We start from the raw sequence: 26,109 nt of genomic DNA on the forward strand, positions 1-26,109 counted from the left end.
AAGCGTAGATTCGGGGTGCACAGAATAGAGCGTGCGCTTGAAGCTGTCAGCGGATAGCGGGAGCGCCGAATTTATTCGACGGTCTGCGGGCGCCGGGCAGGCTGACCTTCTTCCTCTCGAAGTTCACGGCTCATGTCATTGCAGCTTTGCGACCAGTCTGTCAGCCACGTCGGCATCGGCGGCGACTGTTCTGCCAATCCCAACTCCCGGGCGTACTCGCCAGGTGCAACCGTGCCTTTGGCAGAGCGGAACAGACCCCGCATCACCACGACACCGACCACGCGTCCCTTGCTCACGAATCGGTGCTCCATAAAGCTCCACTTGTCGTCCCAGCCAAGCATCCTGGTGTGAATCTCGAACGCTTCAAACAGCTTCAGTTCGCGACGAAACTTGCCCCAGGTGTCCCCGACGATTGGCACGGCCTTATTGCGCAGCGCGACCCGGAATGCACCGCTGCGCAGCACGTAGTCCATGCGTCCTATATCGGCCAGGGTGAAATACCGGCCGTTGGTAACGTGTCGGTTGAGGTCGAGATCAAGCGGCCAGACGCGCATGTGGACGACGGTGGTGGCCAAGGCGTCAACGGGCTTGCGCCACGGACGACGAAACAGCATGAGGAACAGTCGGAACCAGAGATTCATAAGTACGCCGATGATTGAGTGACGCGTGCACTTTAGGGAGGAAGGATCGGGTAAGGTAGGTGCGCAAATGACTATTTTCATGCGAAAAGCGCAATAGGATCATTTATGCACGTCACGCTTTTACTGGCGGATCAATGTTCCGCCGCCAGCGCCACGATGGCCCTGGAAGTACTCAGCGCCGCCAACCTGTTTGCAGACACTGCCGGCGCGCCTTTTGAGGTGGTCATCGCCTCGCTTGAGGGTGGTGATGTCGCCGCGTGGGGAGGGCAGACGTTGCGCGTGGACCTGTCCACCGTCGAGATCCCGCGAACCGACCTGGTGCTGATCCCCGGATTCCTCTTCACCTTGAAGGATGCCTTGCCGGCCTTTTCTGCTTATGGGCCATGGCTGCGTCAACAGCATGCGCAGGGGGCCGTGGTGGCGTCGATGTGCACGGCGGCATTCATGCTGGCCGAAACGGGCCTGCTGGAGGGCGTTCGTGCCACCACGCACTGGGCCTTTGCAGACCTGTTTCGTCGTCGGTATGCCGAGGTCCGTCTGGAGGAGACGCAGATCCTCTGCGAGGACAATCGCGTGATCACTTGCGGGGGCGCGAGTGCCGCCATGGATCTTCTGCTGCACCTCGTGCGCCGGTTCGCTTCACTGGAACTGGCGCAAAAGTGCGGCAAATACTTGCTGGTCGACGCTGTGCGCAGCGAGCAATCAGTGTATGTCATGTGGTCATTGCCGAAGAACCATGGGGATGGCGACATCCTGCGGGTTCAACACTGGCTGGAGGAACACTTCGAACAGCCGCTGCTCATTGATGATGTCGCCCAGCGATTCGGGTTCGGCGTCAGGAACTTCAAAAGGCGTTTCAAGGAGGCCACCGGTTACACACCCATTACCTACCTGCAAACCCTGCGTCTGGAGAAGGCAAAACAGCTTCTTGAATCCACCCGCATGACACTCGACAGCATCACTTACGCCGTGGGCTACGAAGACGGTAATTCGTTCCGTAGACTGTTTCGCCAGCGAGTGGGTTTGCTGCCGGCGGCGTACAGGAAGAAGTTTCAACCGGGTGCGAGTTGATTCGCTTGCGCCAAGCCACAGATGATTGGGAGCAAAACATGCAGAAAGCCGCCGTACTCACCTTCGCCCTGATGCTCAATGCAGGGGTGTTCAGCGCGCAAGCACAGGCCGCCGGCGATGCTGAAGCGGGTGCGACACTGTTCAAGCGGATATGCGGTGGCTGCCATCAGGTCGGGGAGTCGGCACGCGGTTCATTCGGGCCGCAGCTCAATGGCATTTTTGGACGCCCTTCGGGCAGCACCACGGATTACCAGTATTCCGATGCGATGAAATCAGCCGGTATCGTCTGGACCCGCGAAACGCTGACTGCGTACCTTGAAGATCCAAAAGAAGTGGTGCCCGGTACTCGCATGATTTTCTGGGGGCTCAGCGACCCGGAAAAGATCGACAACCTGTTGGCGTACCTTCAGACGTTTCAGCTGCAATAAGGCTTTGTGACTTTCGAAAGGCATTCGCTCGCTCGGAACACCCGGTGGTTACGATCTGAATTACAATCCCCTCCCTTTGACGGAGGGGAGCCGTTAGTGGATGTTCTTGCGCTTCTGCATGACTACCTGATCAAGTGGGTGATCGAGCCTGTCACGGATCAGTTTCTTGGCATTTTCGATCTGAACGGCCGCTTCAGCATCGTGTTTCTCTGCGTGTCCTACAGCATCGCCTACAGCCTGTACCGCTTCAGAAAATATCGCGGGCTGACCGACGCACGTTCTTTCTGGCAGTTCATCGGCGGGCGCCGGGTTCATTTTCATCCCTCGGCGTTGCTGGATTACCGGTACTACTTCGTGCGGGCCATCCTGAAGGTCGCGCTGGTACTTCCCATTGTTGGCCTGGTCGATCCGTACGTCCTGCGTTCCGGCGACTACATCTCGTTTTTCAACAATCTTTGGGGCGCCCGCGTGCAGGTGGGGGAGAACCTCTCACTTTCCTTGCTCTACGGGCTGGGCGTGTTTCTGGTGCAAGACTTCATCCACTACTGGACCCACCGCGCCTTTCATTCCCGGTATCTGTGGGCGTTCCACAAAGTCCATCATTCCGCGCCCGTCCTGGTGCCGGCGACGGCAAGCCGGATTCACTTTGTGGAAAAAATGGTCGAGAAACTGACTGACACCGTCTGCCTCGGCGCTTTTGCCGGTGTATTCTGGTACGCCTGTGGCGGGGAGATCAGCCGGTACACCTTGTTCGGCGTGACGTATATGGTCTTGATCCTCAATGCCTTGGCGGCCAATTTGCGTCACAGCCATGTCTGGCTTTCTTTCGGGCCCGTGGTCGAGCATGTACTGAACAGCCCGGCGCAGCACCAGATTCACCACAGTGACGCGCCCCGACATTTCGACAAGAACTTCGGTACCAACCTGTCACTCTGGGACTGGATGTTCGGTACGCTCTACGTCACGCACTCGACGCCTGAGCCTATTCAGTTCGGCACCGGCAAACAGGATCACGACCGTTACCTGACGCTCTATAGCCTGATCGTCACGCCCTTTGTGGACATCGCTCGCAAGATTCCCGTCAGACGTTCAACCAGTGGACGGGATTGGAGCGTGTAAAGCCCCAATCCCGCTCTTTCTATTGTTGGCCAACTGGCAAGGGTGGGGTTCTAGGCGGGATCAATCGTTTTGACCCGATCGATTCGAACGCCGAAGCCAGGCGCAGCAGCGTCGAATCGTCATAGGCACGACCGGCAAATGTCAGCCCGACAGGCATGCCGATGTCGGGCATGACGCCCATCGGCACTGTGACCGTGGGGACGCCCAGGTGCCGGATGGCAAGATTGCCGTTGGCAACCCATACGCCGTTACTCCACGCGATATCCGCAGACTTCGGATCGACATCGGCATTCGCCGGCCCCACGTCGGCGACCGTTGGGAATAGCACCGCATCGAGCCCGAGCCGATCCATCCAGTCCTCAAGATCGATTCGACGCGTCTGTTCAAGTCCGCGCAGTCCGTCAGGCACTGTGGTGATCTGGTCCCACGGTGTGATTCCGCGCTCGGCCATCTTCACGTATTCGTCCATGCCAGCGGCAAGGTCGTCCTCCCGGTTGGGGAGCGTGCCCGGGTCGTGGGGGAAAATCAGCGGTCCGTCGACATCGGCCAGGCGGTTCAACTTGGGATCGCCATTGGCCCGCAGAAAATCATCGAACGCCCAGGCCGACAGATCCCACAATTCATGATGCAGGAACTCTTTGGACACCAGGCCCCGCGTAAACACCGTCGGCGCACCAGGGCGATCACCCTCGCAATTGGAGACCAGTGGGAAATCGACTTCGATGACTTCGGCGCCAGCGGCTTCGAGTGCTTTGCGAGCCTCTTCCCAGAGCCCGATCACGGAAGGACGGGTGATGATTCGCTGCCCCGTCGGACCACCGATGCCAGGCGCATCGCTCGTGCCCGCATCCGGATCCGCGTTGATGTACATGCGCGGAATACCAAAGCGCTTTCCTGCCAGTGCATCGGGCTTCACCGCCAATTCGGCATAGGAAGCGGGGCGCACCGAAGCGACACTCGGAATCGGCACCCAGGGTTGCATCCGCCACAGATCGCCACGGGTGTCGGGATCATCCGCCACCACCACATCGAGCACCTCGAGCAGGTCGGCCATGGTTCTGGCAAACGGTACGACAACGTCCATCGTCGGCGTCAACGGCCAGTTGCCGCGCACCGAGATCACCCCGCGCGAAGGCGTGTAGGCACACAGACCATTGTTCGATGCAGGGCCGCGTCCGCTCGACCAGGTTTCTTCCGCGAGGCCGAATGCCGCGAAGCTGGCGGCCGTTGCCGTACCGGCGCCGTTCGATGAGCCCGAGGCGAAGGGAGCGGTGAGATAGTCAGCGTTGTACGGGCTTTCCGCACGGCCATAGACCCCGCGCTGCATGCCGCCGTTTGCCATGGGCGGCATATTGGTTTTGCCCAGGCAGATCGCGCCAGCAGCGCGAAGCCGTTCGATCGTGAACGCATCGCGATAAGCAATCAGGTTCGCGAAGGCGGGACTGCCGGAGGCGGCAGTGAGCCCCTTCACCAGGTAACTGTCCTTGGCCGTATAGGGAATGCCATCGAGCGGACCCAGCGTCTCGCCCTTGGCCCGACGGGCATCGGACGCCTGCGCCTCGTTCAGCGCTTCGGGGTTTCGAACCACCACCGCGTTGAGGGCGGTGGGCGTGTCGGCACCGTCGTAGGCATCGATCCTGGCGAGATAGGCCTGGACCAGCTCAACCGCAGTGGTTCGGCCTGACTCGAGCGCAGCACGCAGTTCGGCAATGGAAACTTCGGTGACCTCGATCATGCTGTTACCACCGTCTGCTGATGGGCGACGCGATGAATGTTGCCATCGCGCTGAATGTTGGGCTCAGGGACATCACTAATCTCAAAAAAGGTATTCATCGGTGTTCTCGTTGCGCTGCTTTACGCGCTCTATTTAACACCAAGCCGGGAGCAGAGGCATCGCCCAAGGCGATGCAACGTCTTCAGGCTTTGCTGGCCGCCAGGTAAGCGCCAAGGCGTTTTCCCATTTGCTCGCCCAAGGCTTGCAGGCCACTCAAGGGACGGACCATCACTTCAAACTCAACGATTTTTCCTTGTTCGTTGAACCGGATCATATCGATGCCCTTTAACTCTTTTCCGCCGACGTTGGCGCTGAACTCCAGGACGACGTTCAGCCCGTCTGCGGTCGACAGTTCCCGGTGGTAGGCAAAATCTTCAAATACCTCGACGACCGTATTGAGAATCATCGATACCACGGCCGCACCCGGGTAAGGCGTGTGAGCCATCGGGGAGCGGAATATTGCCTGTGGGTCCAACAAACCGGGCAAGGCGCTCAAGTCACCCTTGCTGATCATGTCGTGCCACTGGTTCAGGGATTCTGCGGCTTTGGGATGCAGTTTCAGTTCAGACATTTTCAACTCCTGTATTTTTATTGTTTGGCAAACGCTTCGGTGTTGCTCATGCAAGGGTTCACTGGTGACCATTGACGCAAGCAGGGATGCTGGAACGTGATTTTCCCTGTCACTGATCTGCGACGCACAGTTCCCCGGTGGCGCGTATCAGTGCCTGACCATGCAGACCGTCCTTGATCAGGCTGGATCGTTCTTTGGCTAGCCAGTCCGCGCATTGCGGGTCATTGCGATAGGGCGCGAAGGCGGAGTATTGCAGCAACAGGCGGTTTTGCAGCTCATCGAGCTGTGGCCGGATTTGATTGGCGAGGTCTGGCCGCGGCGTGTCAGGCGCCTTGCCAGCCGCTCGCCATTGGGCCACCAGCCCGTACTGCACCAGCTTGTTGGCTTCAATCTGTGCGGCGATCAATTCGGCTACTTCGTCCGGGTCCAGTTTGCGCTCAACGGCCAGCTTCCTGGCGTTGGCGATGACTTGCGCTTCCCGGGCACTGTCCTGGATCGGTTTGCCACTGTCCCACTTGGTCAGCGCCACGAGATCAGCAATGCTCAGGCGTTCGTTCAACGTTACCAGCAGCGGTTGCAAGCTATCGGGTGCCGGGGAGGGCGCACTGGCCTGTGCGTTGCAGGCGAGTAAACCGAGGACGGCGCAGATCAGCAGTTGCGGTAAATGTGGGGAACGGGGCATCGGCAAACCTCATTGGGAACGGGACTCACAATCAGGTGTTATGTATCACAGGTGCGGCGGAAGCATTAAGCAGGGATCGATTTATTTTGTGCACGAAAAAGCCCGGCTTGTCAGGCCGGGCTTTTCGTTGAGTGCTTCGGTAAAGCTATTCATTTATGCAGCGCGGTTTTCGATCAAACGATCGGAGCCACCTTCAGCAACACGTTTTTCGATCAAACGATCGGAGCCACCTTCAGCGACGCGGTTCTCGATCAGACGATCGGAGCCACCTTCAGCAACACGTTTTTCAATCAGACGATCCGAACCACCTTCAGCGACGCGGTTCTCGATCAGACGATCCGAACCACCTTCAGCAACGCGGTTTTCGATCAAACGATCCGAACCACCTTCAGCAACGCGGTTTTCGATCAAACGATCCGAACCACCTTCAGCCACACGACTTTCAATCAGACGATCCGAGCCGCCTTCAGCGACAACCGGGTGAGCAGAGGTAGCGGCGAAAGCGTTAACTGCAAAAACCGAGAAAGCGATGCTGAGGATAGTTTGGCGTTTCATGATGGTGTGCTCCGGGGTGTAGTTGTTTGGTATGGGGCTGATGTTACGCCGCGGAATTTTTAAGAGAACTTCATTGAATTGATGGTGACTATCGACGCCGGCAATGATCCTCCTATCGTCGGCTCTGCCGCTCAGCCAGAACCGCGGGGGTATGCTGGACCTCTTGAACTGTCGAGGCTCTCCAGGTCCGCAAGGATTTCCTGCGAGGTTCCATGCTCTGGTCGAGAGGATAAATCGATGCACGACTATTACGATTTGGGCACCTACAGCCGCCCGGTGACGACCCACTCGTACCAGGCCCAGCGCTGGTTCGATCGTGGCTTGGTATGGTGCTACGGCTACAACCACGACGAATCCATACGCTGTTTCCACAAGGTGATCGAACACGACCGCGATTGCGCGATGGCCTACTGGGGCATCGCCTACGCTTCGGGCCCCAACTACAACAAGCGTTGGGATGCCTTCATCGAACAGGAGTTGAAAGAAGCCGTGGCCCAGGCCCGACTGGCGACGCAAACCGCGCTGGCGCATATCGACGGCGCAACACCGGTGGAGCAGGCGCTGATCCGGGCGCTGGAGCAACGCTACCAAGCCGACCAAGCCACCAGCCTCGACCAACTCTTCGCGTGGAATGATGCCTATGCGGCGTCCATGCGTGATGTCTACAAAGCCTTTCCCGAAGATCCCGATGTCGTTGCGCTATTTGCTGAAGCGTTGATCGACCGCACACCCTGGCAATTGTGGGACCTGAAAACCGGTAAACCGGCGCCGGGTGCCGACACGCTTGAAGCGGTGGCCGTGCTGGAACGGGCGCTACGGCGGATGGAGCAGCACGGCGATGCGCCGCACCCCGGCGTGCTGCACATGTACGTCCACACCCTGGAAATGTCGCCCTACCCGGAACGGGCATTGCGCGCCGGCGATGTCCTGCGTGACCTGGTGCCGGATGCGGGACATTTGCGGCATATGCCGTCGCACATCGACGTGCTCTGCGGTGATTACCGAGGGGCCATGGTCACCAATAGCCGGGCGATTCTGGCCGACGGCAAATACCTGGAACAGGAAGGGCCGCTCAACTTCTACACCTTGTATCGATGCCACAACTACCACTTCAAACTCTATTCGGCGATGTTCCTCGGGCAGTACCAACCGGCTCTGGAAGCCGCCGATCAGCTGATGTCGACCATCAGGGAAGAACTGTTGCGCGTGGAGCAGCCGCCCATGGCCGACTGGCTGGAAGGCTTCGTATCGATGAAGGTCCATGTGCAGATACGCTTCGGCAAATGGCAGGACATCCTTGCCACGGCGCTGCCGAACGACCAGGCGCTGTACTGCGTGACCACGGCGATGCTGCATTACGCCAGAGGCGTGGCGCACGCGGCCACCGGGTATATCGCCGCCGCAGAAGCCGAACAGCGTCTATTCCTCGAAGCCTGGACCCGAGTGCCGGACACCCGCTACCTCTTCAACAATAAATGCACCGACATTCTGGCGGTTGCCGCAGGCATGCTGCGCGGGGAAATCGAGTACCGTAAGGGCAATTACGACGAGGCCTTCGCCCACATGCGCCAGGCACTGTCTCTGGACGACAACCTGCCTTACGACGAGCCATGGGGCTGGATGCAACCGGTCAGGCATGCGTTGGGCGCGTTGCTTCTGGAGCAGGGCAGGGTAGACGAAGCGTTGCAGGCCTATCGTGCCGATCTGGGACTGGACAACACACTCAGCCGTGCGTCCTGGCATCTGGACAACGTGTGGAGCCTGCACGGCTATGTGGAATGCCTGAAACGACTGGGTCTGGATGCCGAAGCTGCTGCTCCCCAGACGCGCCTTGCTCTGGCCATGGCCCGGGCGGATGTGGAGATTAAGGCCTCGTGTTTTTGCCGTGTTGGGGCGGGGTGTTGTCAGTGATGCTCGAAAGCGCCGGAGATTGCCTATGGATCGCTTGTCTACGTTGTTGTCGCAGTTCGGCGTGCGTGCAAACCTGTTTTACAACGGCAAGCTTTGCGGCATGGCGTCATACGATGGCGCTGACCAGCGCGGTCATATTCACCTGCTGCAGGCAGGTAGCGTCACTTTGCAGGGGGCTGATCGCAAGGACTTGCTGCTCACCCAACCCAGTCTGATTTTTCTGCCACGCCCAAGCCGGCATCAACTGTTCGCCGGTAAGCCCGAGGGCGCTCAACTCTTGTGTGCGTCGATGAAGTTTGAGGGCGGGGTCGATAACCCGTTGTCCGCTTCGTTACCCGATTGTCTGGTGCTGTCCCTGGATGAGCTACCGCTTTTGGCCGATACGCTGAAATGGATGTTCAGTGAGGCGGCAGGCGGACATTGTGGCCGGGAGGCAGCGCTGGATCGCTTGTTCGAACTACTGATCATCTTGTTGTTTCGGCATCTGCTCGACCACCACCAGTTGCGAACCGGAATGATGGCGGGACTGGCCGATATGCGGCTGGCGCGCTCGCTGGTACAGATGCACAACGCACCGGATCGTGCCTGGTCGGTTGCAGAGCTTGCGAGCGAGTCGAACATGTCGCGCGCTGCCTACGCCGTGCATTTTCGGGCCGTTATAGGGCAGACACCCGCAGATTATCTGTTGAGTTGGCGTATCAGCCTGGCGCAAAAGCGCCTGCGTGAAGGGCGGCCGATTACGCTCATCGCCGCCGAGGTCGGTTATGAAAGTCCTTCGGCGCTTGCCCGCGCGTTTCGTCGCAAGACGGGCTACAGCCCCCGGGACTGGATGAAAGATTTGGCAGGAGAGGATGATGCGGCAATGGCCTGAAAGCATCGAATTGCTTCAGGCCATTCCAGGAGGAGATTCATCGGTTTAACGGTTTTCCAACTCAGTCAGAGAGTGGCCAGCTACGAATATAGAAGCGGCAAGCAACCCGATGTCTTTGAGGAGAAACTGACCCGGCGCAACCGTAATGGCTGGAAAACCGAGGCCGGGTTCAATCACGCCTGGCGTCGAAAACATAAAGCTCAAGGTGGTGAAAAACAATCCGGCTGACAACGCGCCACCGATCAATGAAAGCTTCGGTGAGAGCAGGCGACCTGCAATCAGAACACCGATCGAGACCTCCAGAACGCCGAGTAAGCTGGAGAAGGTATCGACACTGAAAATGTCATAAACCCACCCCAGGAAAGGGCTGTTGCTTACCAGCGGTACCAGTCCCTGTGCCTCGTAGTGCGTGAACTTCATGCCGCCGAACCAGAAGTAAATGACGGCGAGCGCAAAGTAAGCACCGTAGGTTCCAAACGCCATGGTTTTAATCCCGAGCGTTGAATTGTTATGTGCGTTGTTGGTTCTGTGGTTCTCAATGTTTAAGGTTTTCATGATCAAGGCTTCCAAAAGTGTGAGGACGAGCGCTATTCAGCAGCCCAATGCGGTTTACGTTGGGAGTGACGACAGTGTTGCCTTTGATTCCAAGCTCGTGGCTTCTGAACGTATTGCGTTCAATGCAGATCGTCTTGACTCACTGCAGGGTCTTTTATGAGGAGCGGTGTTCATTCAGGCAGGCTGCCGTGAGGCGCTCTGCGAGAAAGGCGATGAACACGCGAGTTCTGGCCGGAACATAATCGTCAGCCGCCCTGAGCGCATAAATGGCAGAGGTGGTTGGACTTGAAAACGCCTGCAGCAACGGTATCAGGCGCCCGGCTTGCACATCCTCGTTCACCATGTATTTAGGCAGACGAGCGATTCCCGTGCCCGCCAGGCATAGCGTGCGAATAGCGTCCAGGCTATTGCAGATAAAACCTCCCTCGATCGGAATCGCCCTGCTGGTGGACGTCCGAAACTCCCAGTCGTTGAACCGGCTTTCAAAATTGAGTTTCAAGCAGGGATGGTCAGCGAGTTCGCAAGGCTCTACAGGCACCCCATGGGCTTCGAGATAAGCCGGGGAAGCGCAAACAAGGCGCTCGTTGGCACTCAGTTTATGAGCGACAAGGCTTGGGTCGGATAGCACACCGCTTCTTATCGCCACGTCAATGCGCTCATTTCTGATATCGACAAGGGCGTCGGTCAGGGTCAAATCGATCTTTATGTCGGGATAGAGCCGCATAAAGTCGATCAGGGCAGGCACGACATGGTACTGACCGAGCGCATTGGGCGCAGACACCTTCAACGTCCCTCTCGGCGCATCGGAATCGTGCACGACAGCGGCTTCCAGCGCCTGTATATCCTCCAGGATTGGCCGAGCCAGCAACACATACCGTTCGCCTGCTTGCGTCAGCGTCATGGTTCGCGTCGTGCGCGACAGTAACTGCGTGCCGAGCCGATCCTCCAGACGCTGAACTCTTTTGCTGATCGCCGAGTGGGTCATCTTGAGCTTGCGGGCGGCGGGCGAAAAGCCGCGCGCATCAACGACGGCGATCAAGATCGCCATATCGCTATACCTGTCCATATACACCTCTTTTTGTTCCGTTATGGAACAGGTGCTGGTCAAAAGCAATGAATTCCCTTTTGTTTTGTCACCGTTGAGAATCCTGTCAAAGGGACGGCCCGCGCTGTCCTGGTGCGGCTCGAAACTGCCCATCCCTAATCGAATTCCTCTACAGAGGTCGGTGATGAAAGACTCACACAGCAATCATTTATCCATCACAGGTATCAGCGCCGCGGTATTGGCCTCCCTGACATGGTCGATGAACTTTGTCGCCCCTCTGGTCATTGGTGAATATTCGATATTTGACCTTGCCGCCTGCCGATTCATCATTTCCGGGCTGATCGGCGTCCTGATCCTGATGGCCAATTTCAAAGCCTGGCGTCATCTGACCCTCAACGATTGGCTCGTCACTGCCGGACTGGGATTCATCGGCTACGTGGGCTATTTCATCGCCGTCATCATCGCCGCCACGTACGCTGGCCCCGTCGTTGCGCCGGCCTTTTTAGGGCTCGTGCCCGTCGTGCTGGCCATCAGCGGAAATGTTCAGGGCACGATTTCCTGGCGCTCGCTTCAAGTGCCTTTTGCACTGGCCGTGCTCGGCTTGCTCCTGGTCAACGGCCAGAGCATCGCCGGGTTCGAGGGGCAATCACCCACCACGCTGGCGCTCGGGATCGGCGCGTCACTCGCGGCGGTCGCACTGTGGGTCTGGTTTGGGCTGGCCAATCAAAAAGCACTGATCAAAAGGCCCGGCATGAATGCCTGGGTCTGGACCGCCATGATGATGATTGGAGGCAGCCTGCAAACGCTCCTGTTCATCCCGGTGGGTACGGCCATGGATGTGTTCAACGCTCCCATGCTCGGTTTCGGGCAAAGCGCTATCAGCCACCTTTATCTTCCGGCTTTTGTACTGGCGGCCTTTGCGTCGATTGGCGGCGCATGGGCCTGGACCATCGCCTCCCAGCGCCTTCCCATGACACTGGCCAGCCAGTTGCTGTCACTGGAAATGGTCTTCGCTACCTGCCTGGGGCTGCTGTTTTACTACCGGTGGCCCACGGCGCCTGAAGCGCTGGGTATCACACTGATTGTCGTGGGGGTCGTTAAAGCTATTGGTGCGTTTCATGGCCGCGTCGGAAAAGTTGCTGTGGCTCTTTAAGGATGCTGAACGATTTTGCCAATCTGTTGCGTCGACCAGTTGAATCCACAACCCATCCCGGTCATTCATGGCAGTCAATTATTGGCCAAAACTTGCCCATTTTTAGGTTCCGAACACCAGATAGACAATTAGCGCATCCAGGCACGAAGAGCTTCGAACTCAATGGCGTTTGGATGGTGCAGCCTGGCAGCTAACGCGTCCTCTTCTTTTTGAGAAATGAAGGCTTTGACAGTTTTCGGGATACTGTTTGGCCCAGCCTTGTAGCTCTTGTCAACGCATTGCCAGCTGAACAAATCCTTAAGAAATTCATAGTCTGAGGGTAGTAGCGCTGCCTGGATCAATGCCACTTCCCTTATCAGTGCTGCACTGAAGTCCGCTTGAGGTGATAGACAGGACAGATTTGTTGCAATGCGCACGTATTCCCTGGCCACGAATGACGAGATATCGGCATGGGCGAGTGAAGATGGCTGTGCAAAATGAACTATCCGAGCAATCCCCGAAGCGCCGTTTTCCAAACGCACCACGCAGTAAGGCTCTCCACCGCCAGTAGTCGCAAAAGGAAGAAAGGTTCGACCTTGTTGATCATTTGGATTGAGCCACTCATTGATTTCTCGCTCGGCCTCCTCGGCATCAAGCCATAGAAAATCTTCAAGGCTACTGAGTGCTGCCGTTGCTGGAAGCGTATGTGCTATCCCCATGAGCGTCGCGAGGCGTTCTGGAAACTCAATGTCAATACTGCGTGCAAGCTTTTGAAAGGCTTCTACAACAGTACCGTCTTGTCCGTAATTCAAAGCGACAGGCTCTCCATATCAGATTGCAGGAATTAAATGGGGACAGATCAATTTTGCTGCGTAAGTTTTATGGCCCTTGCGAGCGCTGCGGCTTCGCTGCGTAACGCATCAAATCTTGTGTTCAACTCGACATACCCGGGCTTCCAGGCCCAAACACTCAGTGGACAGACTAGGTGTAACCTGATTGCCGCGTTGCGCCATCGTTGTCGACCATCCGGATGGGGGCAGTTGCACCATTTTACTCGTGCATAGGTAATTGCCTGCTTTTTACCGTTGTATTTCATGTGCGCAATCTGCGCAGTTAGAACCAGTTGCCGCCCACAGGTGATGCCCGCCGCTCGACAGAAGTCGCAATTCAATCCCGAGCAATCTTGTCATTTGCCAAGGCTTAGGGCAGGGTCGATACCACTGACATCTCTGCCAAAGGAGTCACCCCATGTCAAAGCTATATCCCAGTATCGATCCCGAGGGGCTGGTCGAGTACTCAGTGGTCTACACCGACCGCTCGCTCAACCACATGTCGCAGTCATTTCAAGGCGTGATGAAGAACATTTCCAGGACCCTGAAACAGGTCTACAACGCCCAGGCTGTTGCGGTGGTCCCGGGCAGCGGCACATTCGGCATGGAAGCGGTGGCGCGACAGTTTGCCACCGACCAGCAATGCCTGGTGATACGCAACGGCTGGTTCAGTTATCGCTGGAGCCAGATCCTTGAGATGGGCAACATCCCGGCGGCCACCACGGTGCTGAAAGCCCGACCGGTCGACACTGGTCGCCAGGCTGCCTACGCCCCACCCCCTCTGGACGAGGTGCTGGCAGCCATTCAGGCGCAGAAGCCGCAGATTGTCTTCGCCCCCCACGTTGAAACCTCATCAGGGATTATCCTGCCCGACGAGTACCTGCGGGCCGTCGGCGACGCCGTGCATGCGGTGGGTGGCCTGTTCGTGCTGGACTGCATCGCCTCAGGCACGCTTTGGGTTGATATGCAGAAATGCGCAGTCGACCTGCTGATCAGTGCACCGCAGAAAGGCTGGAGCGCCTCCCCTTGCTGCGCTCTGGTGATGCTCAGTTCTTTGGCCCTCGAGCGCATCGAAAAGACGCATAGCAGCAGCTTCGCCTGCGACCTGAAAAAGTGGCTTCAGATCATGCAGGCCTACGAACAGGGCGGACATGCCTACCACGCGACCATGCCCAGCGATTCCCTCGCGCGATTTAACGAAGTGATGAAAGAGACGCAAGCCTACGGTTTCGACAAGGTCCGCGACGAACAACAGGCTCTGGGCGATCGGGTGCGCGCAATGTTGGCCGGCAAAGGCATCAAAAGCGTGGCCGCAGCCGGCTTTCAGGCCCCTGGCGTAGTGGTGAGCTACACCGACGATGCCGACATCAAGAGCGGTAAGAAATTTGCCAACCACGGCCTACAGATCGCCGCCGGAGTGCCGTTGCAATGCGACGAGCCGGCCGACTTCCAGACCTTCCGCATCGGTCTGTTCGGACTCGAAAAGCTGCACAATATCGAGCGCACGGTCAGCACCCTCGAGCAGGCACTGGACGAAGTGATGGATAACTAAGCCATCATCTTGCCCGCAGCACATGCCGGACTTGTGAATTCCAGGAAGGCATCCTGCCCTGGGCACTGCCGGCCCATGGCGCTGATCTTCGAAGAATATGACGCTGGTCGTCCGGACGTCATATTAGAACCACAAGGGAAAGCCCGTGCACGCGTCTTACTGACACGTGCACCCTTCAGCGCTATCAAAAAAGGGTTCCAACGAAGCCTTTCGCGGGGCCAGACGCTGCTTCTCGAACATTCCCTGGTTCCAACGACCGAAAAATTCGTTATAGGCGGCCACCTCGATTTCCAGCCCCGGTGTGCTGTCCATTTGAACCTCACTTGATGGTGAAACCGCCAATGGGTGGTGCCTGGATGGAAGCAACCTACCGACTATGAGCAACCGCAGCCAGTTGCTCAGTATCCACACGAACAAAAACGGAGTCTCCAATAGCCGTCAGCACATCCCCCGCGTAGACCTCACAGATAACGCGAGTTTTGCGTCCGACTTCACCTTCGACTTTCGCACGCAGGGTCAGCGGGACACCCATCGGGGTCGGTTTGATGAACTTGATGCCAAGGTTGCCAGTGACGCAATTGATGCGGGGGAGGCTCCCGACTTCGCGGTGTTCCGTGCGGTAGTGATAAGCCATCGCCGTCCAGTTTGAATGGCAGTCAACCAGCATCGCTATCAGCCCGCCGTAAACCAGATCCGGCCAGCCGCAGTACTTGGCATCGGGCACGTGTTCGGCCATGACATGCACGCCGTCTTCATGCCAGAAGCTCTTGATGTGAAGCCCGTGCGGATTGCTGCTGCCGCAGCCGTAACAAACGCCTTCAGGCGCGGCGGTGTCTTGCAGGGAGGTGTCGAGCCTGGACATAGCGTGGTCATCCTCAAAAATGTGAATCAAACCGTTGGATTTTAACGCTGCAATCGGCTGCGGTCACTCGGGCAAGCCGGCCAGTCGCAGTCCATCCGCGAACCGCGCGAGATCCTCGGGCCGTTGGATTGGCAGCCAGTTCTTCAGGTTGGAGACGCGCAACGATGGTTCCAGCTCGTGCAGGCGCAGTATCGCCTGCTTCGCTTTGTCCATTTGCCCGGTGAGCGCATGACTGGCCGCCATCAGGGCCACCGAGGGAGGTTCCCCAGTGCCTTCTCAGCCCAGTCCGAAGCGGTGTCGAAGCGCCCGGCGAAGAAATGCGCGAGCGCCATTCCGACCTGCATCCTGAACATTTCCGGATCCAGCGGACTCAAGCGAACGGCATGGGTCAAATGCTCTCCAGATTACCCAGCAACCACTCACTGAAGCTTCGCGCCAGCGCATTGTTCTCACTGTCACGATGGGTCAGCATGGCCCAGTTCGGGCCGCGAATGGTTTGCTCCACCAAGGGTTGCAACAATCCTTGGGCGCGCGCCTGACGACTCAATAACTGGCTGACCAGGGCGATACCGAGCCCCGCGCACGCGGCGTCCAGCAGCAGGCCGGGGTCGGAGAAGTTCAGTCCCTGATCTTTCTGGCCGACATCGATGCCAGCTTCCACCGCCCAGTGACTCCAGTCCATTTCCCGCTCCCCGTGAAGGGTTGTGCGCTGTTCCTGTGGCAGTGCGAATTGGCTCGGGTGACACGCCGGATAGAGGCGGTCGGCGTGCAGCACTTTGAAGCTGCACTCGGCCTGGGAGCTAATGTCATCGCGCACCGCGAGGTCGATGGTCTGGGTGGTCATGTCCGGCACTTCATCGGTGCTGAAAATCCACAGATCGACGTGCGGATGCTGACGGCGAAAATCCCCCAGGCGCGGCAGTAGCCAGTGACGGGCGAATGCCGGTGTGGTGTTGAGGACCAGTTGATTGGGCTTCTGATACTGCCCCAAACGGCGAATGCCCACGGCCAGCTGTTGCAGCAACGCCTGGGTGGTGCTGAGCAGGTCGTGACCGGCATCGGTCAGGCTGACGCTGCGTCCACTGCGAAAGAACAAGGGTTGTTCGAGGTACGCCTCAAGGCTGCGGATCTGCTGACTGATCGCCGATTGGGTGAGGTGCAACTCGGCGGCCGCCTTGTGGAAACTGCCCAGTCGGGCGGCGGCTTCAAAGCCGCGAAGGGTGCTGAGTGGCGGCCAGTGCTTGAGCATATTGATAAGTTCCTCTAATCATTTGTCTGCAAAATCCATCGTTTGTTTGCCTGATTTTACAGCCGTAGCATGCATGCCAGGACCACCCAAGCAGTTTTCATTGAACACAATGACTTAACTTAAAGGTACTTGTCATGCAGCAGAAAGAAATTCGAAACAGCGGTTGGATGATGCCGGCCGAGTGGGTCAGGCACGCCGCCACCTGGATGGTCTGGCCACACAACACAGCACTCTGGGAGTCCGCTTGGGGCGTGACATTGCCTCTGGTGCAAGAGGACTTCGCTCGTGTGGCCAACGCCATCGCCCGTTTTGAACCGGTGAAACTGGTCGTCGACCCTTCAGCTATCGCCAGCGCCAAAGCGTTATGTGGGCCGAACATCGAATTGATCGAGCTGGCGGTGAACGACAGCTGGTGCCGGGACTCCGGTCCGAGTTTCGTCTGCCATCCACAACAAGGCCTGGCCGGGGTGAGTTGGCGCTTCAACGCGTGGGGCGGCAAGTCGGCCCATGATCTGGACGAAAGCCTGGCGCGTCGTGCACTCAATCACTTGGGCGTGGAGTGCTTTGGTACCGCGCTGAGCAATGAAGGCGGGGCCATCCATGTGGACGGTGAGGGCACGCTGATCACCACCGAGTCGGTGTTGCTCAACCCCAATCGCAACCCGGGCATGAACAAGGCGGAGATAGAGGAAATCTTCACGCGTCTGCTGGGTGTGAAGAAGACGATCTGGCTGCCAGGCGATCCGGATTACGTGACCGGTGACGTGACCGATGGCCATGTCGATGGCGTGTGCGCGTTCGCCCGCCCCGGGGTTTTGCTGGTGGACGCCACCCACGACCAGCACTCGGTGTATGCCGAAGTGGCCCGGGAAAACCGTCGTGCTCTTGAGTTGGCCTCCGATGCACAAGGCCGACAGTTCGAGCTGATCGAATTGTATGAAGCCAGCGATGCCGTGGACACCGACGCTGAAGTGTTCTGTGCCTCCTACACCAACTTCTACATCGCCAACGACGCCATCATCATGCCGGCCTACGGCATTGATGCTGACAACGTGGCGGCCGCCGTGTTGGGGCAGGCGTTCCCCGGGCGTGAAGTGGTGCCGGTGCGGATCAATCACCTGGCCCACGGTGGTGGCGGTGTGCATTGCATCACCCAGCAACAGCCGGCCTGGCCGGTGGAGGGTTGATGCCATGACGCTTCTGACCATCGCCACCACCCAGATGCCCTGCACCTGGGACCTGCAACACAACCTCGATCAGGCCGAGCTACTGGTGCGCGAGGCCGCGGCCAAAGGCGCCCAGGTCATCCTGTTGCAAGAGCTGTTTGCCACGCCGTATTTCTGCATCGAGCAAAGCTACAAGCACTTGGCGCTGGCCGAAGAATATCGATACAGCCCTGTGCTCAAGCGCTTTGCCGCATTGGCCAAAGAGTTGGGCGTGGTGCTGCCGCTGAGCTGGTTCGAGAAGGCCGGCAATGCCTACTTCAATTCGTTGAGCGTGGCCGATGCCGATGGGCGCCTGCTGGGTGTGTATCGCAAGACCCACATTCCCAACGCCATCGGCTATCAGGAGAAGGAATACTTCAGCCCCGGCGATACCGGTTTTCGTGTCTGGGACACGGCTTTTGGGCGCCTTGGCGTGGGCATCTGCTGGGATCAGTGGTTCCCCGAGACCGCGCGCTGCCTGGCATTGATGGGCGCGGAAGTCTTGCTGTTTCCCACCGCCATCGGTTCTGAGCCTGGCTGCGCGGCGCTGGATTCGCGCGACCACTGGCAGATGACCATGCGCGGTCACGCCGCCGCCAACCTGCTGCCGGTGGTGGCCGCCAACCGCATCGGTCGCGAGGTGGCCACCACCGATCCTGCCCTGCAAATGAGCTTCTACGGCTCGTCCTTTATCTGCAACCACAAGGGCAAGTTGCTCGCCGAGGCCGACCGCGACAGCACCGGTGTGCTCGTGCACAGCCTGGACCTGGCGGTCATGGCGGAGGAGCGCTTGAGCTGGGGCATTTACCGCGATCGCCGTCCAGATATGTACGGTGCGCTGTTGACTCAGGACGGTCGTCACACCCATGCACGCTGGAAGACTCAAGAGGTTTGATATGCACACAATCAAAAAGCTGTTGAGCGGCACCTTGGGCCTGGCGCTGGGCTGTGCTTTGCCGTCGCTGCACGCGGAAGAAAAAACCCTCAGGCTGTACAACTGGGCCGACTATTTTGCCGAGGACACGCTGGCGAAATTCACCGCCGAAACCGGGATCAAAGTGATCTACGACGTCATGGATGGCAGTGAGACGCTGGAGGCCAAAATGCTCGCCGGCGGCAGCGGTTATGACCTGATCTTTCCGGGCGACACCGTCGCCGAACGCTTGATGCGCGCCGGCAGCCTGCAACCGCTGGACACGTCAAAGCTCACTGCCCTGGATGACATCGAGCCCGGTTTGCAGAAGTTGCGCAGGGAGTATGAGCATTCGAGCCAGGCCACCGTACCTTACACGTGGGGCACCATCGGCCTGACCTACAACGCCGAGCAGATTAAACAGCGCATGCCAGATGCGCCGGTGAATAGCCTGGACATGCTGTTCAAGCCGGAACTGGCCGCCAAGTTTGCGGACTGCGGTATCTCCCTGATCGACTCGCCGGACGAAGTGCTGGCGGTAGCGCTCAACTACCTCGGCCGGGACCCCCGCAGTGCCAAGCCTGAAGACCTGGCCGCAGCGAGCGAGCTGCTGATGACAATGCGCCCCTACATTCGCAAATTCCAGTCGCAACCGGTGAGCGATCTGGTCAACGGCAACCTGTGTGTGTCGCTCGGTTACAGCGGGGACATGACTCAGGCGCAACGGGCTGCAGATGCCGCAGGCAAGAAAACTACGTTCCAGTATCACATTCCGCGCGAAGGTACCACGGTGTGGATGGACACCATGGCGATTCCGGTCGACGCCAAACATCCGGAGTACGCCTATGCGTTCATCAACTTTGTCATGCGCCCGGACAACATGGCCGCCATCAGTAACTTCACCGGCTACCCTACCTCCAGCGCCAAGGCGCGGCCGAGCGTCGATGCGACGATGCGCAACAATCCGGACATCTACCTCGACGAGGCCACGTACGCACGGCTGATCGCGGGCAAGTACATTCCCCAATCCGATATGCGGGCGCGCATGCGCACCTGGACCAAGTTCAAGACGGCCACCGCGAAGTGACTTCAGACCAACATTCCAGGGATCAACACATGTCGACGCGTCGCCAGTTCATCAAGCAAGTATCGGTAGTCGCCGGTTTGGGCGTGGCAGCGTCTATCGGGCTTGGCCTGACGCCCCTGCACGCGCAAGCGGCTACCTCCGGCAGTTGGCATATGCCGGATGAGGGCGACAGGCATCAGCGGGCCTTCATCGCTTTTGGCGCACAGGAAGCGATCTGGGAGGATTTCACCCCCGACGTACAAGTAGCCATTGGCCTGATCGCTCGCACCCTTGCGCGATATGAACCGGTGACCGTGTTCTGTCGTGAGCGTGAACGGGAGCTGGCCGAAGAACACTGCGGCACGGCTAACATCAGCTACGTCACCACCGAACTCGACGACATCTGGATGCGCGATATCGGCGCCAACTTTGTCATCGATGGGGACGGCGGGCTCGGCGCCGTGGATTTCAACTTCAACGGCTGGGGCAATAAACAGCAGCATGGCGAGGATGCGCAACTGGCTGCTCTGGTTGCGAGCACCGTGGATGCCCGTCATATCCGCAGCGAGTTGGTGGGCGAGGGCGGAGGTATCGAAGTGGATGGTCACGGCACGGGGATCATGACCGAAAGCAGCTGGATCAATGCCAACCGCAACCCCGATTGGAGCAAGGCCGAGATCGAGCAAGAACTGAAAGCGCGCTTGGGCTTGCGCAAGATCATCTGGCTGCCGGGCATCAAAGGTAAGGACATCACGGATGCCCATGTCGATTTCTACGCCCGCTTCGTCAAGCCAGGCGTTGTGATCGCCAGCCTCGATAACGACCCTCAGTCATACGATTACAGCGTCACGCGTGCCCATTTGGACATTCTTAAAAATGCCACGGATGCCGATGGCCGCAAGCTGCAGGTGCATACCGTGTCGCCACCGCTCAACCCACGAAAGAGCAAGTTCAGCCGCAACAACCCGGACTTTGCGGCAGGTTACATCAACTACTTCGTGATCAATGGGGCGGTCATTGCGCCCGAGTTTGGTGACCGGGCGGCAGACTCAAAAGCCGTTGATTTGTTGTCCGAGCTCTACCCGGACCGTGAAGTGGTACAGCTCAACATCGACGCGATCTCAGCCGGTGGCGGCGGTATCCACTGTGTGACCAGTCACCAACCGTTGGCTTAGTCTGGCTCAACGCTAGGTCATCCGGTTCTGCGAAGCTGTCAGGCCTTGACCCAGCGTTGACGGCTCCAACTGCTCAATGTGTCGACGGCAAATACCAGCAACAGCATCGCCAGAATGACCGTGCTGGCTTGAGCTTCCTGGAACAGGCTGAGGCTGACATAGAGCATTTGCCCCAAACCACCGGCGCCAACGAAGCCGAGCACACTGGCCATGCGGATATTGTTTTCCCAGCGGTACAGGATGTAGGCCAGTAGCTGTGGCAACAGGTTGGGCAGTGCTCCGTAACAGAACGCCCATACGGCATTGCTGCCCTGCAGGCGGATGGCTTCGGCTGGTTCGGGTGGGGTGTTTTCCAGCGCTTCGGCGAACAGCCGGCCGAGCACACCGGTGGTGTGCAAGGCCAAGGCCAGAGTGCCGGCATTGGGGCCGAGCCCGGCGGCCAGGACCATCAGTGCCGCCCACACCAGTTCCGGAACCGCGCGCAAAGCGTTGAGCACCAGACGCGACGCGCTCTGTAAAGGCCAGCCGAAGCGTCCGGCCGCGGGCAATGCCAACAGCAGACCCAGTACCGCCGCGAGCAGGGTGCCGAGGGCGGACATGGCGATGGTTTCCAGAGCGCCGTGGCCGATGGCTTGCAGGTGGCCCGCGCTCAGGTCGGGGCTGAGAAAGCGTTGTGCATAGGCGCCCATCTGCTTCAGGTTGCCGCTGCTACCTAGTTCGCCGAGGTCGATGCTCAAGTAGATAAACGAGGCGACCACCGCTGCGCCGATACACAGGAGCAGCACTAGGTTGATCAGGCGATTCATGCCAGCCTCCAGCGCAGCAGGCGGCTGAGTTGATCGGCGAGCAGCACCAGCAAGAGGAACGTCAGCAACAGGCTGGCCACTTCACCGCCGGCGAACATGCGCAACGACAGGTCCATCTGCTGGCCCAGACCGCCGGCACCGACGAAGCCCATCACCACCGAGGCGCGGATGGCGCATTCCCAGCGGTACACCGTGTACGACAGCAGCTCGGCAGCGACATTGGGCAGGATCCCGTAGAAAAAGGCTGCGAGCCGACCGCTGCCAGCCTGCAATAGCGCGTGGGCCGGGTGCTGGTCGACCGACTCGAAAATTTCCGCGTAGACCTTGCCCAACATGCCGCTGTAGGTAATGGCAATGGCCAGCACCCCGGCCGTCGGGCCGAGGCCGACGGCGCGCACGAACAAAAGCGCCCAGACGATTTCCGGCACGCTGCGCAGGAAGATCAGTAAACCGCGTACCGGCCAACGCAGCAGTTGGCCCCAATAGCTGGGGTGGCCGGCACGGGAGGCGGCAGACAGCGACAGAGCACGGCTGGCCAGCAGGCTGGCGGGGACAGCCAACAACAACGCCAGGGCCATGCCGGCCGTGGCGATGGCCAGGGTCTGCAGGGTGGCTTGCACTAACAGCTCAATGAATTCCTCGCCATGGGCCGGTGGCCAGAAGGCTGAGACAAACCGGCCCATCTCGCTCTGACTGTCACTCGCCACCAGAACACTGAGGTCCAACTCGCTGAAGTGGATGCCCGGCCACAGCAAGGCAAGGGCCAGCAAGGTGAACAGCAGGCGAGGCCGGGTGGCCGGATCTCGGGTATCACGGGTCAGCATCGGGGAATCTGCACACTCAAGGGCGTCGGAGTAATCGGTGGGGATTGCAGCTGCTCGTTGGCGTAGAGCTTGTCGAGCAGCTCGCGGTCGACTTCGCTGGCCGCAAGGTCGAACAGGATCTGTCCGTCACGTAAGCCAATGATCCGCGAAAAGTGCACCAGGGCCAGCTCCACCGCATGCAGGCTGGCGACCAGGGTGACGTTGTGCTGCCGGGCATGGTGGCACAGCACCGACAGCGTGTGTTCGGCCAACACCGGATCCATGGCCGATACCGGCTCATCAGCCAGCAACACCTCGGGCGCTTGATACAACACGCGGGCAATGCCCACGCGCTGTAGCTGTCCACCGGACAGTTGCTGACATTGCGCGAACAACTTGTCGCTGAGGTCCAGCCTGGCCAACGCCGCGCGTGCGCCCGGAATATCCACCGGGTGCAGCAAGTTCAGCAGGCTCTTGCCCAGACCCCACTGACCCAGCTTTCCAGCCAGAACCGCGGTGACCACGCGCTGGCGCGCTGGCAGCGGGGGCGCTTGATGGATCAGGCCGATGCGCGCGCGAAGACGCTGACGCTGACGGGCAGAAAGCTGCCAGGCTCGCTCGCCGAGCACCTGCAGCTCACCGTTGTCCGGTCGCAGGGCGGTGGCCAACAGGTTGAGCAGGCTCGACTTACCCGCGCCGGACGGACCGATGATGGCGACCTGTTCGCTGGCCCCGATGTGCAGGTCCACACCACGTAGCGCCTGGACGCCGTTGGCGTGGGTAAGGCTGACCTGGGTCAGATGCAACGTCATTTGAGCAGTTCGGCGGCGCGTGCGGCTTCCTCGATACCCTTGTAGTTCTCGGGTTTGGTTTCGATGAATCGGCTGGCGGCCTGCAGATCCAGAATCTCCTTGTCCTTCGGATTCGCCGGATCGAGCGCCAGAAAGGCCGCCTTGATCTTGGCCGCCAGCGCCGGGTCGAGGGTCCCGCGTACCGTCCAGTTGTAGTCGTAGTAGGCCGGGGTGGTCGCAAACACTCTGACCTTGGTGGTGTCGACCTTGCCGGCGGCGACCAGTTTTTCCCACACGCTGGCGTTCAGTACCCCGGCGTCCACCTTGCCGGCCTGGACCCAGGCGACAGTGGCGTCATGGGCGCCGGAATAGCCCACGCGACTGAAGTATGTTTCCGGTTTGATGCCGTCCTTCAGCATGAAATAGCGCGGCATGAGACTGCCCGACGTGGATGACACCGAACCGAAGGCGAAGGTCTTGCCCTTGAGATCAGCGAGGGACCTGACGGCCGGGTCGGCGGTGATGAATTTGCTGGTGAACTGGGCGTCCTGTTCGCGCTGTACCAGCGGAATGGCATTGCCGGTTTTCAGGCGGGCCTGCACGAACGTGAAGCCGCCCAGCCAGGCCATATCGATTCGGTCGGTGGCCAGCGCCTCGACCACAGCCGGATAGTCGCTCACGGGAACGAACTCGACCTTCATGCCCAATTGTTGTTCCAGATAGGTGCCCAGCGGCTTGAACTTGCGGAGCAGTTCGGTCGGGGCTTCATCGGGAATCGCGCTGACTTTCAGGGTGTCGGCGGCCTGCGCCCACAGGGTGCAAAAAGATAGCGTCAAGCCGACAGCCAATGCCAGGGTACGGTTGAGCATGAAAATTCTCCGGTGCATTAAGGCAAAAATGTCGATACGCCAGGCGCAAGCTGATTGCTGCATGGCTTTGTGAGGGTAGACGAAATGGAGCGAAATTGACCGCTTTTGGCCCAATTGTGGGTTAAGGCAGGTGGCCCCCAAGCTGGTGGGATCTTTGTGGTCGACGTACAAGACCCCTCCGACATCCCCGCATTGGCGGAACCCTTTTTTCTCAACTTTAACGCCAACTGAAAATTCCGTATTGTGCTGAGCCCGCAGGATCTGCAAAAGGCACATTGTTGGTCAGTTTTGTATCGTCCAAAGCATTGTCTGAACCCTGATATGCGGATGACTGGCCAAAGGTTCCCATTCATCGATGAAAGAGAAACCCTGCTTCAGATAGAAGTTCGAGGCTCTTGTATTGTCCGGGGAGACATCCAGAAAAACGCGATCATGCCCTTTTTCGATCGCACGAGATTTCACCGCCTCAACCAGCTGAGCTGCCACGCCAGAACCACGTGCAGCGGGTGCCACCCACATTCCGATCAGGTTATAGCGATTCGCTTGACTGACCCCGGCTCCTATCATTCCCACCGGTTTATCGTCCTTGATGGCCAACCAGAATTCCGGTCCGGCCGCTGACGAGGCGCGTTCTTTCCACTGCTCGTCACTGTATTGAGCGGCCGCTTGGTAACTCGCACCAAACGCTGTCGGCGTGTCCAGAAGCGCAGCAAGACGAACTTGCTTCAAAAACATCCAGTCTTTGGCTTCCGTCAATCGAATGTCCATGTTCTTCCTTAAAGATGGCGCGCAATGGCTGCTTTCGTAATCTAGTTTTTTTTCTTGATTAGTTTGCCCAGGTAGTACTTAAGGCTTAAGCGATCTTTGGGCCTTGGCTTGTAGTGGGTTTTATTTCTTTGTGCGGGATCGATCACCATGGTTCCCGCGGTGTAGTAATAAAGTGCTATAGACCTGCGCGTAATGTGCTCTGGAGTTGTTAAAGGCTCTGGATGCCCATGATTGCTGTCTTTGTCTGTGTTGAAAATGACACATCGATTGTAAATGGGCAGGACTTTTTTAAGGCAGGTCTTCATGTCGACATCCCAAAGTTCAAGGTTGCCGCCGTATTCCTCTCGCCAGTCTTCATTCAGATAAATGATGATATTCAGTCTGCGTTCAACATTAAGCTTTTTGTTAAGCCTGAAATCCGAGTGTACCCCCAGGAAACCACCACTTTTCGTTTCATGCAGACCGCCACCAGTAAAGTAGGGGTCGGGTATCAAGCCATCAATGCCTGTGAGCTTTTCAAGAAACTGCAACATGGGGGCTGAATTAAAGGCGTTGAAAACAGTCTTCAAAAAGGGGGGGCATTCGTTGGGACTGATTTGACGTTTTAGTTGGCCTTTATAGCCGCGCTCATAGAGCATTTCGTTGTTGGTGGGTTCGATCGGAAAGTGCGAGCAGATACTCGCAATCAGCTCTTCATCCAGGAAATTATCGATGACGATGTGCGGAAATGGCGTAGCCTGAGTATAGCCACTGGCCAATGACGAACCCAAGGCGCTGGCGGCGTTCTGGTCGAAATCAAGCTCCGGGGAGAGGGTCATGGGTAGTGCTTGAGTGATGGGTGCCATTACCGCTCCAATAACTTGAT

The 26,109-nt window shown here is 58.5% G+C and carries 27 protein-coding genes and 1 pseudogene; 11 read left to right on the forward strand and 17 right to left on the reverse strand.

Going from position 1 to position 26,109, the window contains the following annotated elements; genetic code table 11:
* Positions 1–71: 71 nt before the first annotated feature.
* Positions 72–641 carry an acyl-CoA thioesterase gene (locus ACA056_RS10825; protein ID WP_497272585.1) on the reverse strand — a complete coding sequence of 190 codons (570 nt, stop codon included), beginning with the start codon at positions 639–641 and terminating at the stop codon, positions 72–74.
* 105 nt (positions 642–746) lie between these two features.
* Here ACA056_RS10825 and ACA056_RS10830 point away from each other — a divergent pair, with 105 nt between their 5' ends.
* The 3 genes from ACA056_RS10830 (at position 747) to ACA056_RS10840 (ending at position 3,259) form a co-directional block, all read left to right on the forward strand.
* A complete protein-coding gene (locus tag ACA056_RS10830) occupies positions 747–1,712 on the forward strand; it encodes a GlxA family transcriptional regulator (RefSeq protein WP_497272587.1) in 966 nt (321 codons plus the stop codon).
* Between the two features lie 38 nt (positions 1,713–1,750).
* On the forward strand, positions 1,751–2,140 hold the full coding sequence (locus ACA056_RS10835; protein ID WP_497272589.1) for a c-type cytochrome: 390 nt from the start codon (positions 1,751–1,753) through the stop codon (positions 2,138–2,140).
* Positions 2,141–2,236: 96 nt separating this feature from the next.
* Positions 2,237–3,259: a sterol desaturase family protein gene (locus ACA056_RS10840; protein ID WP_497272591.1), complete on the forward strand. Its 1,023-nt coding sequence runs from the start codon at positions 2,237–2,239 to the stop codon at positions 3,257–3,259.
* A 19-nt stretch (positions 3,260–3,278) separates the two neighbouring features.
* Here the strand turns inward: ACA056_RS10840 and ACA056_RS10845 are convergent, their stop codons facing one another.
* From ACA056_RS10845 to ACA056_RS10860, 4 genes are all read right to left on the reverse strand, one after another.
* Positions 3,279–4,994: an amidase gene (locus ACA056_RS10845; protein WP_497272593.1), complete on the reverse strand. Its 1,716-nt coding sequence runs from the start codon at positions 4,992–4,994 to the stop codon at positions 3,279–3,281.
* A gap of 181 nt (positions 4,995–5,175) precedes the next feature.
* Positions 5,176–5,604, reverse strand: coding sequence for a nuclear transport factor 2 family protein (locus ACA056_RS10850; RefSeq protein WP_497272595.1), 429 nt, complete (start codon positions 5,602–5,604; stop codon positions 5,176–5,178).
* A gap of 109 nt (positions 5,605–5,713) precedes the next feature.
* Positions 5,714–6,286: a chorismate mutase gene (locus ACA056_RS10855; protein ID WP_497272597.1), complete on the reverse strand. Its 573-nt coding sequence runs from the start codon at positions 6,284–6,286 to the stop codon at positions 5,714–5,716.
* Positions 6,287–6,439: 153 nt separating this feature from the next.
* Positions 6,440–6,841, reverse strand: a complete 402-nt coding sequence (locus ACA056_RS10860) for a hypothetical protein (RefSeq protein ID WP_497273513.1) — start codon at positions 6,839–6,841, stop codon at positions 6,440–6,442.
* Between the two features lie 237 nt (positions 6,842–7,078).
* Here ACA056_RS10860 and ACA056_RS10865 point away from each other — a divergent pair, with 237 nt between their 5' ends.
* A complete protein-coding gene (locus ACA056_RS10865; protein WP_497272599.1) occupies positions 7,079–8,752 on the forward strand; it encodes a tetratricopeptide repeat protein in 1,674 nt (557 codons plus the stop codon).
* 25 nt (positions 8,753–8,777) lie between these two features.
* Positions 8,778–9,623 (forward strand): AraC family transcriptional regulator, encoded by an 846-nt coding sequence (locus ACA056_RS10870; RefSeq protein ID WP_497273514.1) that lies wholly within the window; start codon positions 8,778–8,780, stop codon positions 9,621–9,623.
* A 45-nt stretch (positions 9,624–9,668) separates the two neighbouring features.
* Here the strand turns inward: ACA056_RS10870 and ACA056_RS10875 are convergent, their stop codons facing one another.
* Both ACA056_RS10875 and ACA056_RS10880 read right to left on the reverse strand, forming a co-directional pair.
* Positions 9,669–10,178 (reverse strand): YkgB family protein, encoded by a 510-nt coding sequence (locus ACA056_RS10875; protein WP_497272601.1) that lies wholly within the window; start codon positions 10,176–10,178, stop codon positions 9,669–9,671.
* A gap of 154 nt (positions 10,179–10,332) precedes the next feature.
* Complete coding sequence (locus tag ACA056_RS10880; protein ID WP_497272603.1) at positions 10,333–11,376, reverse strand: LysR family transcriptional regulator; 1,044 nt, start codon at positions 11,374–11,376, stop codon at positions 10,333–10,335.
* A 31-nt stretch (positions 11,377–11,407) separates the two neighbouring features.
* Between ACA056_RS10880 and ACA056_RS10885 the strand changes: the two genes are divergently transcribed.
* On the forward strand, positions 11,408–12,376 hold the full coding sequence (locus ACA056_RS10885) for a DMT family transporter (protein WP_497272605.1): 969 nt from the start codon (positions 11,408–11,410) through the stop codon (positions 12,374–12,376).
* A 128-nt stretch (positions 12,377–12,504) separates the two neighbouring features.
* Here ACA056_RS10885 and ACA056_RS10890 read toward each other — a convergent pair whose 3' ends face one another.
* Positions 12,505–13,167 carry an SMI1/KNR4 family protein gene (locus ACA056_RS10890; protein WP_497272607.1) on the reverse strand — a complete coding sequence of 221 codons (663 nt, stop codon included), beginning with the start codon at positions 13,165–13,167 and terminating at the stop codon, positions 12,505–12,507.
* A 436-nt stretch (positions 13,168–13,603) separates the two neighbouring features.
* Here ACA056_RS10890 and ACA056_RS10895 point away from each other — a divergent pair, with 436 nt between their 5' ends.
* Positions 13,604–14,737, forward strand: coding sequence for an aminotransferase class V-fold PLP-dependent enzyme (locus ACA056_RS10895; protein ID WP_497272609.1), 1,134 nt, complete (start codon positions 13,604–13,606; stop codon positions 14,735–14,737).
* A gap of 367 nt (positions 14,738–15,104) precedes the next feature.
* Here the strand turns inward: ACA056_RS10895 and ACA056_RS10900 are convergent, their stop codons facing one another.
* The 3 genes and pseudogenes from ACA056_RS10900 to ACA056_RS10910 form a co-directional block, all read right to left on the reverse strand.
* Complete coding sequence (locus ACA056_RS10900) at positions 15,105–15,599, reverse strand: PaaI family thioesterase (RefSeq protein WP_497272611.1); 495 nt, start codon at positions 15,597–15,599, stop codon at positions 15,105–15,107.
* Between the two features lie 63 nt (positions 15,600–15,662).
* Positions 15,663–15,997, reverse strand: a pseudogene (locus ACA056_RS10905) (CadC-family transcriptional regulator); the annotation flags it as partial.
* Positions 15,988–16,848: a LysR substrate-binding domain-containing protein gene (locus ACA056_RS10910; RefSeq protein WP_497272613.1), complete on the reverse strand. Its 861-nt coding sequence runs from the start codon at positions 16,846–16,848 to the stop codon at positions 15,988–15,990. The pseudogene ACA056_RS10905 and the gene ACA056_RS10910, both read right to left, overlap by 10 nt.
* A gap of 134 nt (positions 16,849–16,982) precedes the next feature.
* Here ACA056_RS10910 and ACA056_RS10915 point away from each other — a divergent pair, with 134 nt between their 5' ends.
* From ACA056_RS10915 to ACA056_RS10930, 4 genes are read left to right on the forward strand one after another with little or no spacing between them, the layout of a single operon-like run.
* Entirely contained in the window at positions 16,983–18,035 is a 1,053-nt protein-coding gene (locus ACA056_RS10915; protein ID WP_497272615.1) for an agmatine deiminase family protein, read from the forward strand.
* 4 nt (positions 18,036–18,039) lie between these two features.
* Complete coding sequence (aguB, locus tag ACA056_RS10920; protein ID WP_497272617.1) at positions 18,040–18,948, forward strand: N-carbamoylputrescine amidase; 909 nt, start codon at positions 18,040–18,042, stop codon at positions 18,946–18,948.
* A gap of 1 nt (position 18,949) precedes the next feature.
* Positions 18,950–20,053: an extracellular solute-binding protein gene (locus tag ACA056_RS10925; RefSeq protein ID WP_497272619.1), complete on the forward strand. Its 1,104-nt coding sequence runs from the start codon at positions 18,950–18,952 to the stop codon at positions 20,051–20,053.
* A gap of 29 nt (positions 20,054–20,082) precedes the next feature.
* Positions 20,083–21,207, forward strand: a complete 1,125-nt coding sequence (locus ACA056_RS10930; RefSeq protein WP_497272621.1) for an agmatine deiminase family protein — start codon at positions 20,083–20,085, stop codon at positions 21,205–21,207.
* A 38-nt stretch (positions 21,208–21,245) separates the two neighbouring features.
* Here ACA056_RS10930 and phnE read toward each other — a convergent pair whose 3' ends face one another.
* The 6 genes from phnE to ACA056_RS10960 all read right to left on the reverse strand — a co-directional run bounded on the left by phnE (position 21,246) and on the right by ACA056_RS10960 (position 26,089).
* Positions 21,246–22,013 (reverse strand): phosphonate ABC transporter, permease protein PhnE, encoded by a 768-nt coding sequence (gene phnE, locus ACA056_RS10935; protein WP_497272623.1) that lies wholly within the window; start codon positions 22,011–22,013, stop codon positions 21,246–21,248.
* Positions 22,010–22,837 carry a PhnE/PtxC family ABC transporter permease gene (locus ACA056_RS10940; protein WP_497272625.1) on the reverse strand — a complete coding sequence of 276 codons (828 nt, stop codon included), beginning with the start codon at positions 22,835–22,837 and terminating at the stop codon, positions 22,010–22,012. The genes phnE and ACA056_RS10940 overlap by 4 nt, the downstream gene beginning before the upstream one ends.
* Positions 22,831–23,628: a phosphonate ABC transporter ATP-binding protein gene (locus tag ACA056_RS10945; protein ID WP_497272627.1), complete on the reverse strand. Its 798-nt coding sequence runs from the start codon at positions 23,626–23,628 to the stop codon at positions 22,831–22,833. Before ACA056_RS10945 ends, ACA056_RS10940 begins: the two co-directional genes overlap by 7 nt.
* Positions 23,625–24,476, reverse strand: coding sequence for a putative selenate ABC transporter substrate-binding protein (locus ACA056_RS10950; RefSeq protein ID WP_497272629.1), 852 nt, complete (start codon positions 24,474–24,476; stop codon positions 23,625–23,627). Before ACA056_RS10950 ends, ACA056_RS10945 begins: the two co-directional genes overlap by 4 nt.
* Positions 24,477–24,758: 282 nt before the next feature.
* Positions 24,759–25,244 (reverse strand): GNAT family N-acetyltransferase, encoded by a 486-nt coding sequence (locus ACA056_RS10955; RefSeq protein ID WP_497272631.1) that lies wholly within the window; start codon positions 25,242–25,244, stop codon positions 24,759–24,761.
* A gap of 41 nt (positions 25,245–25,285) precedes the next feature.
* On the reverse strand, positions 25,286–26,089 hold the full coding sequence (locus ACA056_RS10960) for a 2OG-Fe(II) oxygenase (RefSeq protein ID WP_497273515.1): 804 nt from the start codon (positions 26,087–26,089) through the stop codon (positions 25,286–25,288).
* Between the last annotated feature and the right edge of the window lie 20 nt (positions 26,090–26,109).

Source organism: Pseudomonas sp. LBUM1666 (assembly GCF_059695775.1).

Coding starts and splice junctions, on each gene's coding strand:
- ACA056_RS10950 (WP_497272629.1), bottom strand. CDS start 24,476: ATGCTCAACCGTACCCTGGCATTGGCTGTCGGCTTGACGCTATCTTTT.
- phnE (WP_497272623.1), bottom strand. CDS start 22,013: ATGAATCGCCTGATCAACCTAGTGCTGCTCCTGTGTATCGGCGCAGCG.
- ACA056_RS10870 (WP_497273514.1), top strand. CDS start 8,778: ATGGATCGCTTGTCTACGTTGTTGTCGCAGTTCGGCGTGCGTGCAAAC.
- ACA056_RS10825 (WP_497272585.1), bottom strand. CDS start 641: ATGAATCTCTGGTTCCGACTGTTCCTCATGCTGTTTCGTCGTCCGTGG.
- ACA056_RS10850 (WP_497272595.1), bottom strand. CDS start 5,604: ATGTCTGAACTGAAACTGCATCCCAAAGCCGCAGAATCCCTGAACCAG.
- ACA056_RS10875 (WP_497272601.1), bottom strand. CDS start 10,178: ATGAAAACCTTAAACATTGAGAACCACAGAACCAACAACGCACATAAC.
- ACA056_RS10835 (WP_497272589.1), top strand. CDS start 1,751: ATGCAGAAAGCCGCCGTACTCACCTTCGCCCTGATGCTCAATGCAGGG.
- ACA056_RS10915 (WP_497272615.1), top strand. CDS start 16,983: ATGCAGCAGAAAGAAATTCGAAACAGCGGTTGGATGATGCCGGCCGAG.
- ACA056_RS10900 (WP_497272611.1), bottom strand. CDS start 15,599: ATGTCCAGGCTCGACACCTCCCTGCAAGACACCGCCGCGCCTGAAGGC.
- ACA056_RS10925 (WP_497272619.1), top strand. CDS start 18,950: ATGCACACAATCAAAAAGCTGTTGAGCGGCACCTTGGGCCTGGCGCTG.
- ACA056_RS10930 (WP_497272621.1), top strand. CDS start 20,083: ATGTCGACGCGTCGCCAGTTCATCAAGCAAGTATCGGTAGTCGCCGGT.
- ACA056_RS10885 (WP_497272605.1), top strand. CDS start 11,408: ATGAAAGACTCACACAGCAATCATTTATCCATCACAGGTATCAGCGCC.
- ACA056_RS10895 (WP_497272609.1), top strand. CDS start 13,604: ATGTCAAAGCTATATCCCAGTATCGATCCCGAGGGGCTGGTCGAGTAC.
- ACA056_RS10960 (WP_497273515.1), bottom strand. CDS start 26,089: ATGGCACCCATCACTCAAGCACTACCCATGACCCTCTCCCCGGAGCTT.
- ACA056_RS10860 (WP_497273513.1), bottom strand. CDS start 6,841: ATGAAACGCCAAACTATCCTCAGCATCGCTTTCTCGGTTTTTGCAGTT.
- ACA056_RS10880 (WP_497272603.1), bottom strand. CDS start 11,376: ATGGGCAGTTTCGAGCCGCACCAGGACAGCGCGGGCCGTCCCTTTGAC.
- ACA056_RS10940 (WP_497272625.1), bottom strand. CDS start 22,837: ATGCTGACCCGTGATACCCGAGATCCGGCCACCCGGCCTCGCCTGCTG.
- ACA056_RS10955 (WP_497272631.1), bottom strand. CDS start 25,244: ATGGACATTCGATTGACGGAAGCCAAAGACTGGATGTTTTTGAAGCAA.
- ACA056_RS10830 (WP_497272587.1), top strand. CDS start 747: ATGCACGTCACGCTTTTACTGGCGGATCAATGTTCCGCCGCCAGCGCC.
- aguB (WP_497272617.1), top strand. CDS start 18,040: ATGACGCTTCTGACCATCGCCACCACCCAGATGCCCTGCACCTGGGAC.
- ACA056_RS10865 (WP_497272599.1), top strand. CDS start 7,079: ATGCACGACTATTACGATTTGGGCACCTACAGCCGCCCGGTGACGACC.
- ACA056_RS10855 (WP_497272597.1), bottom strand. CDS start 6,286: ATGCCCCGTTCCCCACATTTACCGCAACTGCTGATCTGCGCCGTCCTC.
- ACA056_RS10910 (WP_497272613.1), bottom strand. CDS start 16,848: ATGCTCAAGCACTGGCCGCCACTCAGCACCCTTCGCGGCTTTGAAGCC.
- ACA056_RS10945 (WP_497272627.1), bottom strand. CDS start 23,628: ATGACGTTGCATCTGACCCAGGTCAGCCTTACCCACGCCAACGGCGTC.
- ACA056_RS10845 (WP_497272593.1), bottom strand. CDS start 4,994: ATGATCGAGGTCACCGAAGTTTCCATTGCCGAACTGCGTGCTGCGCTC.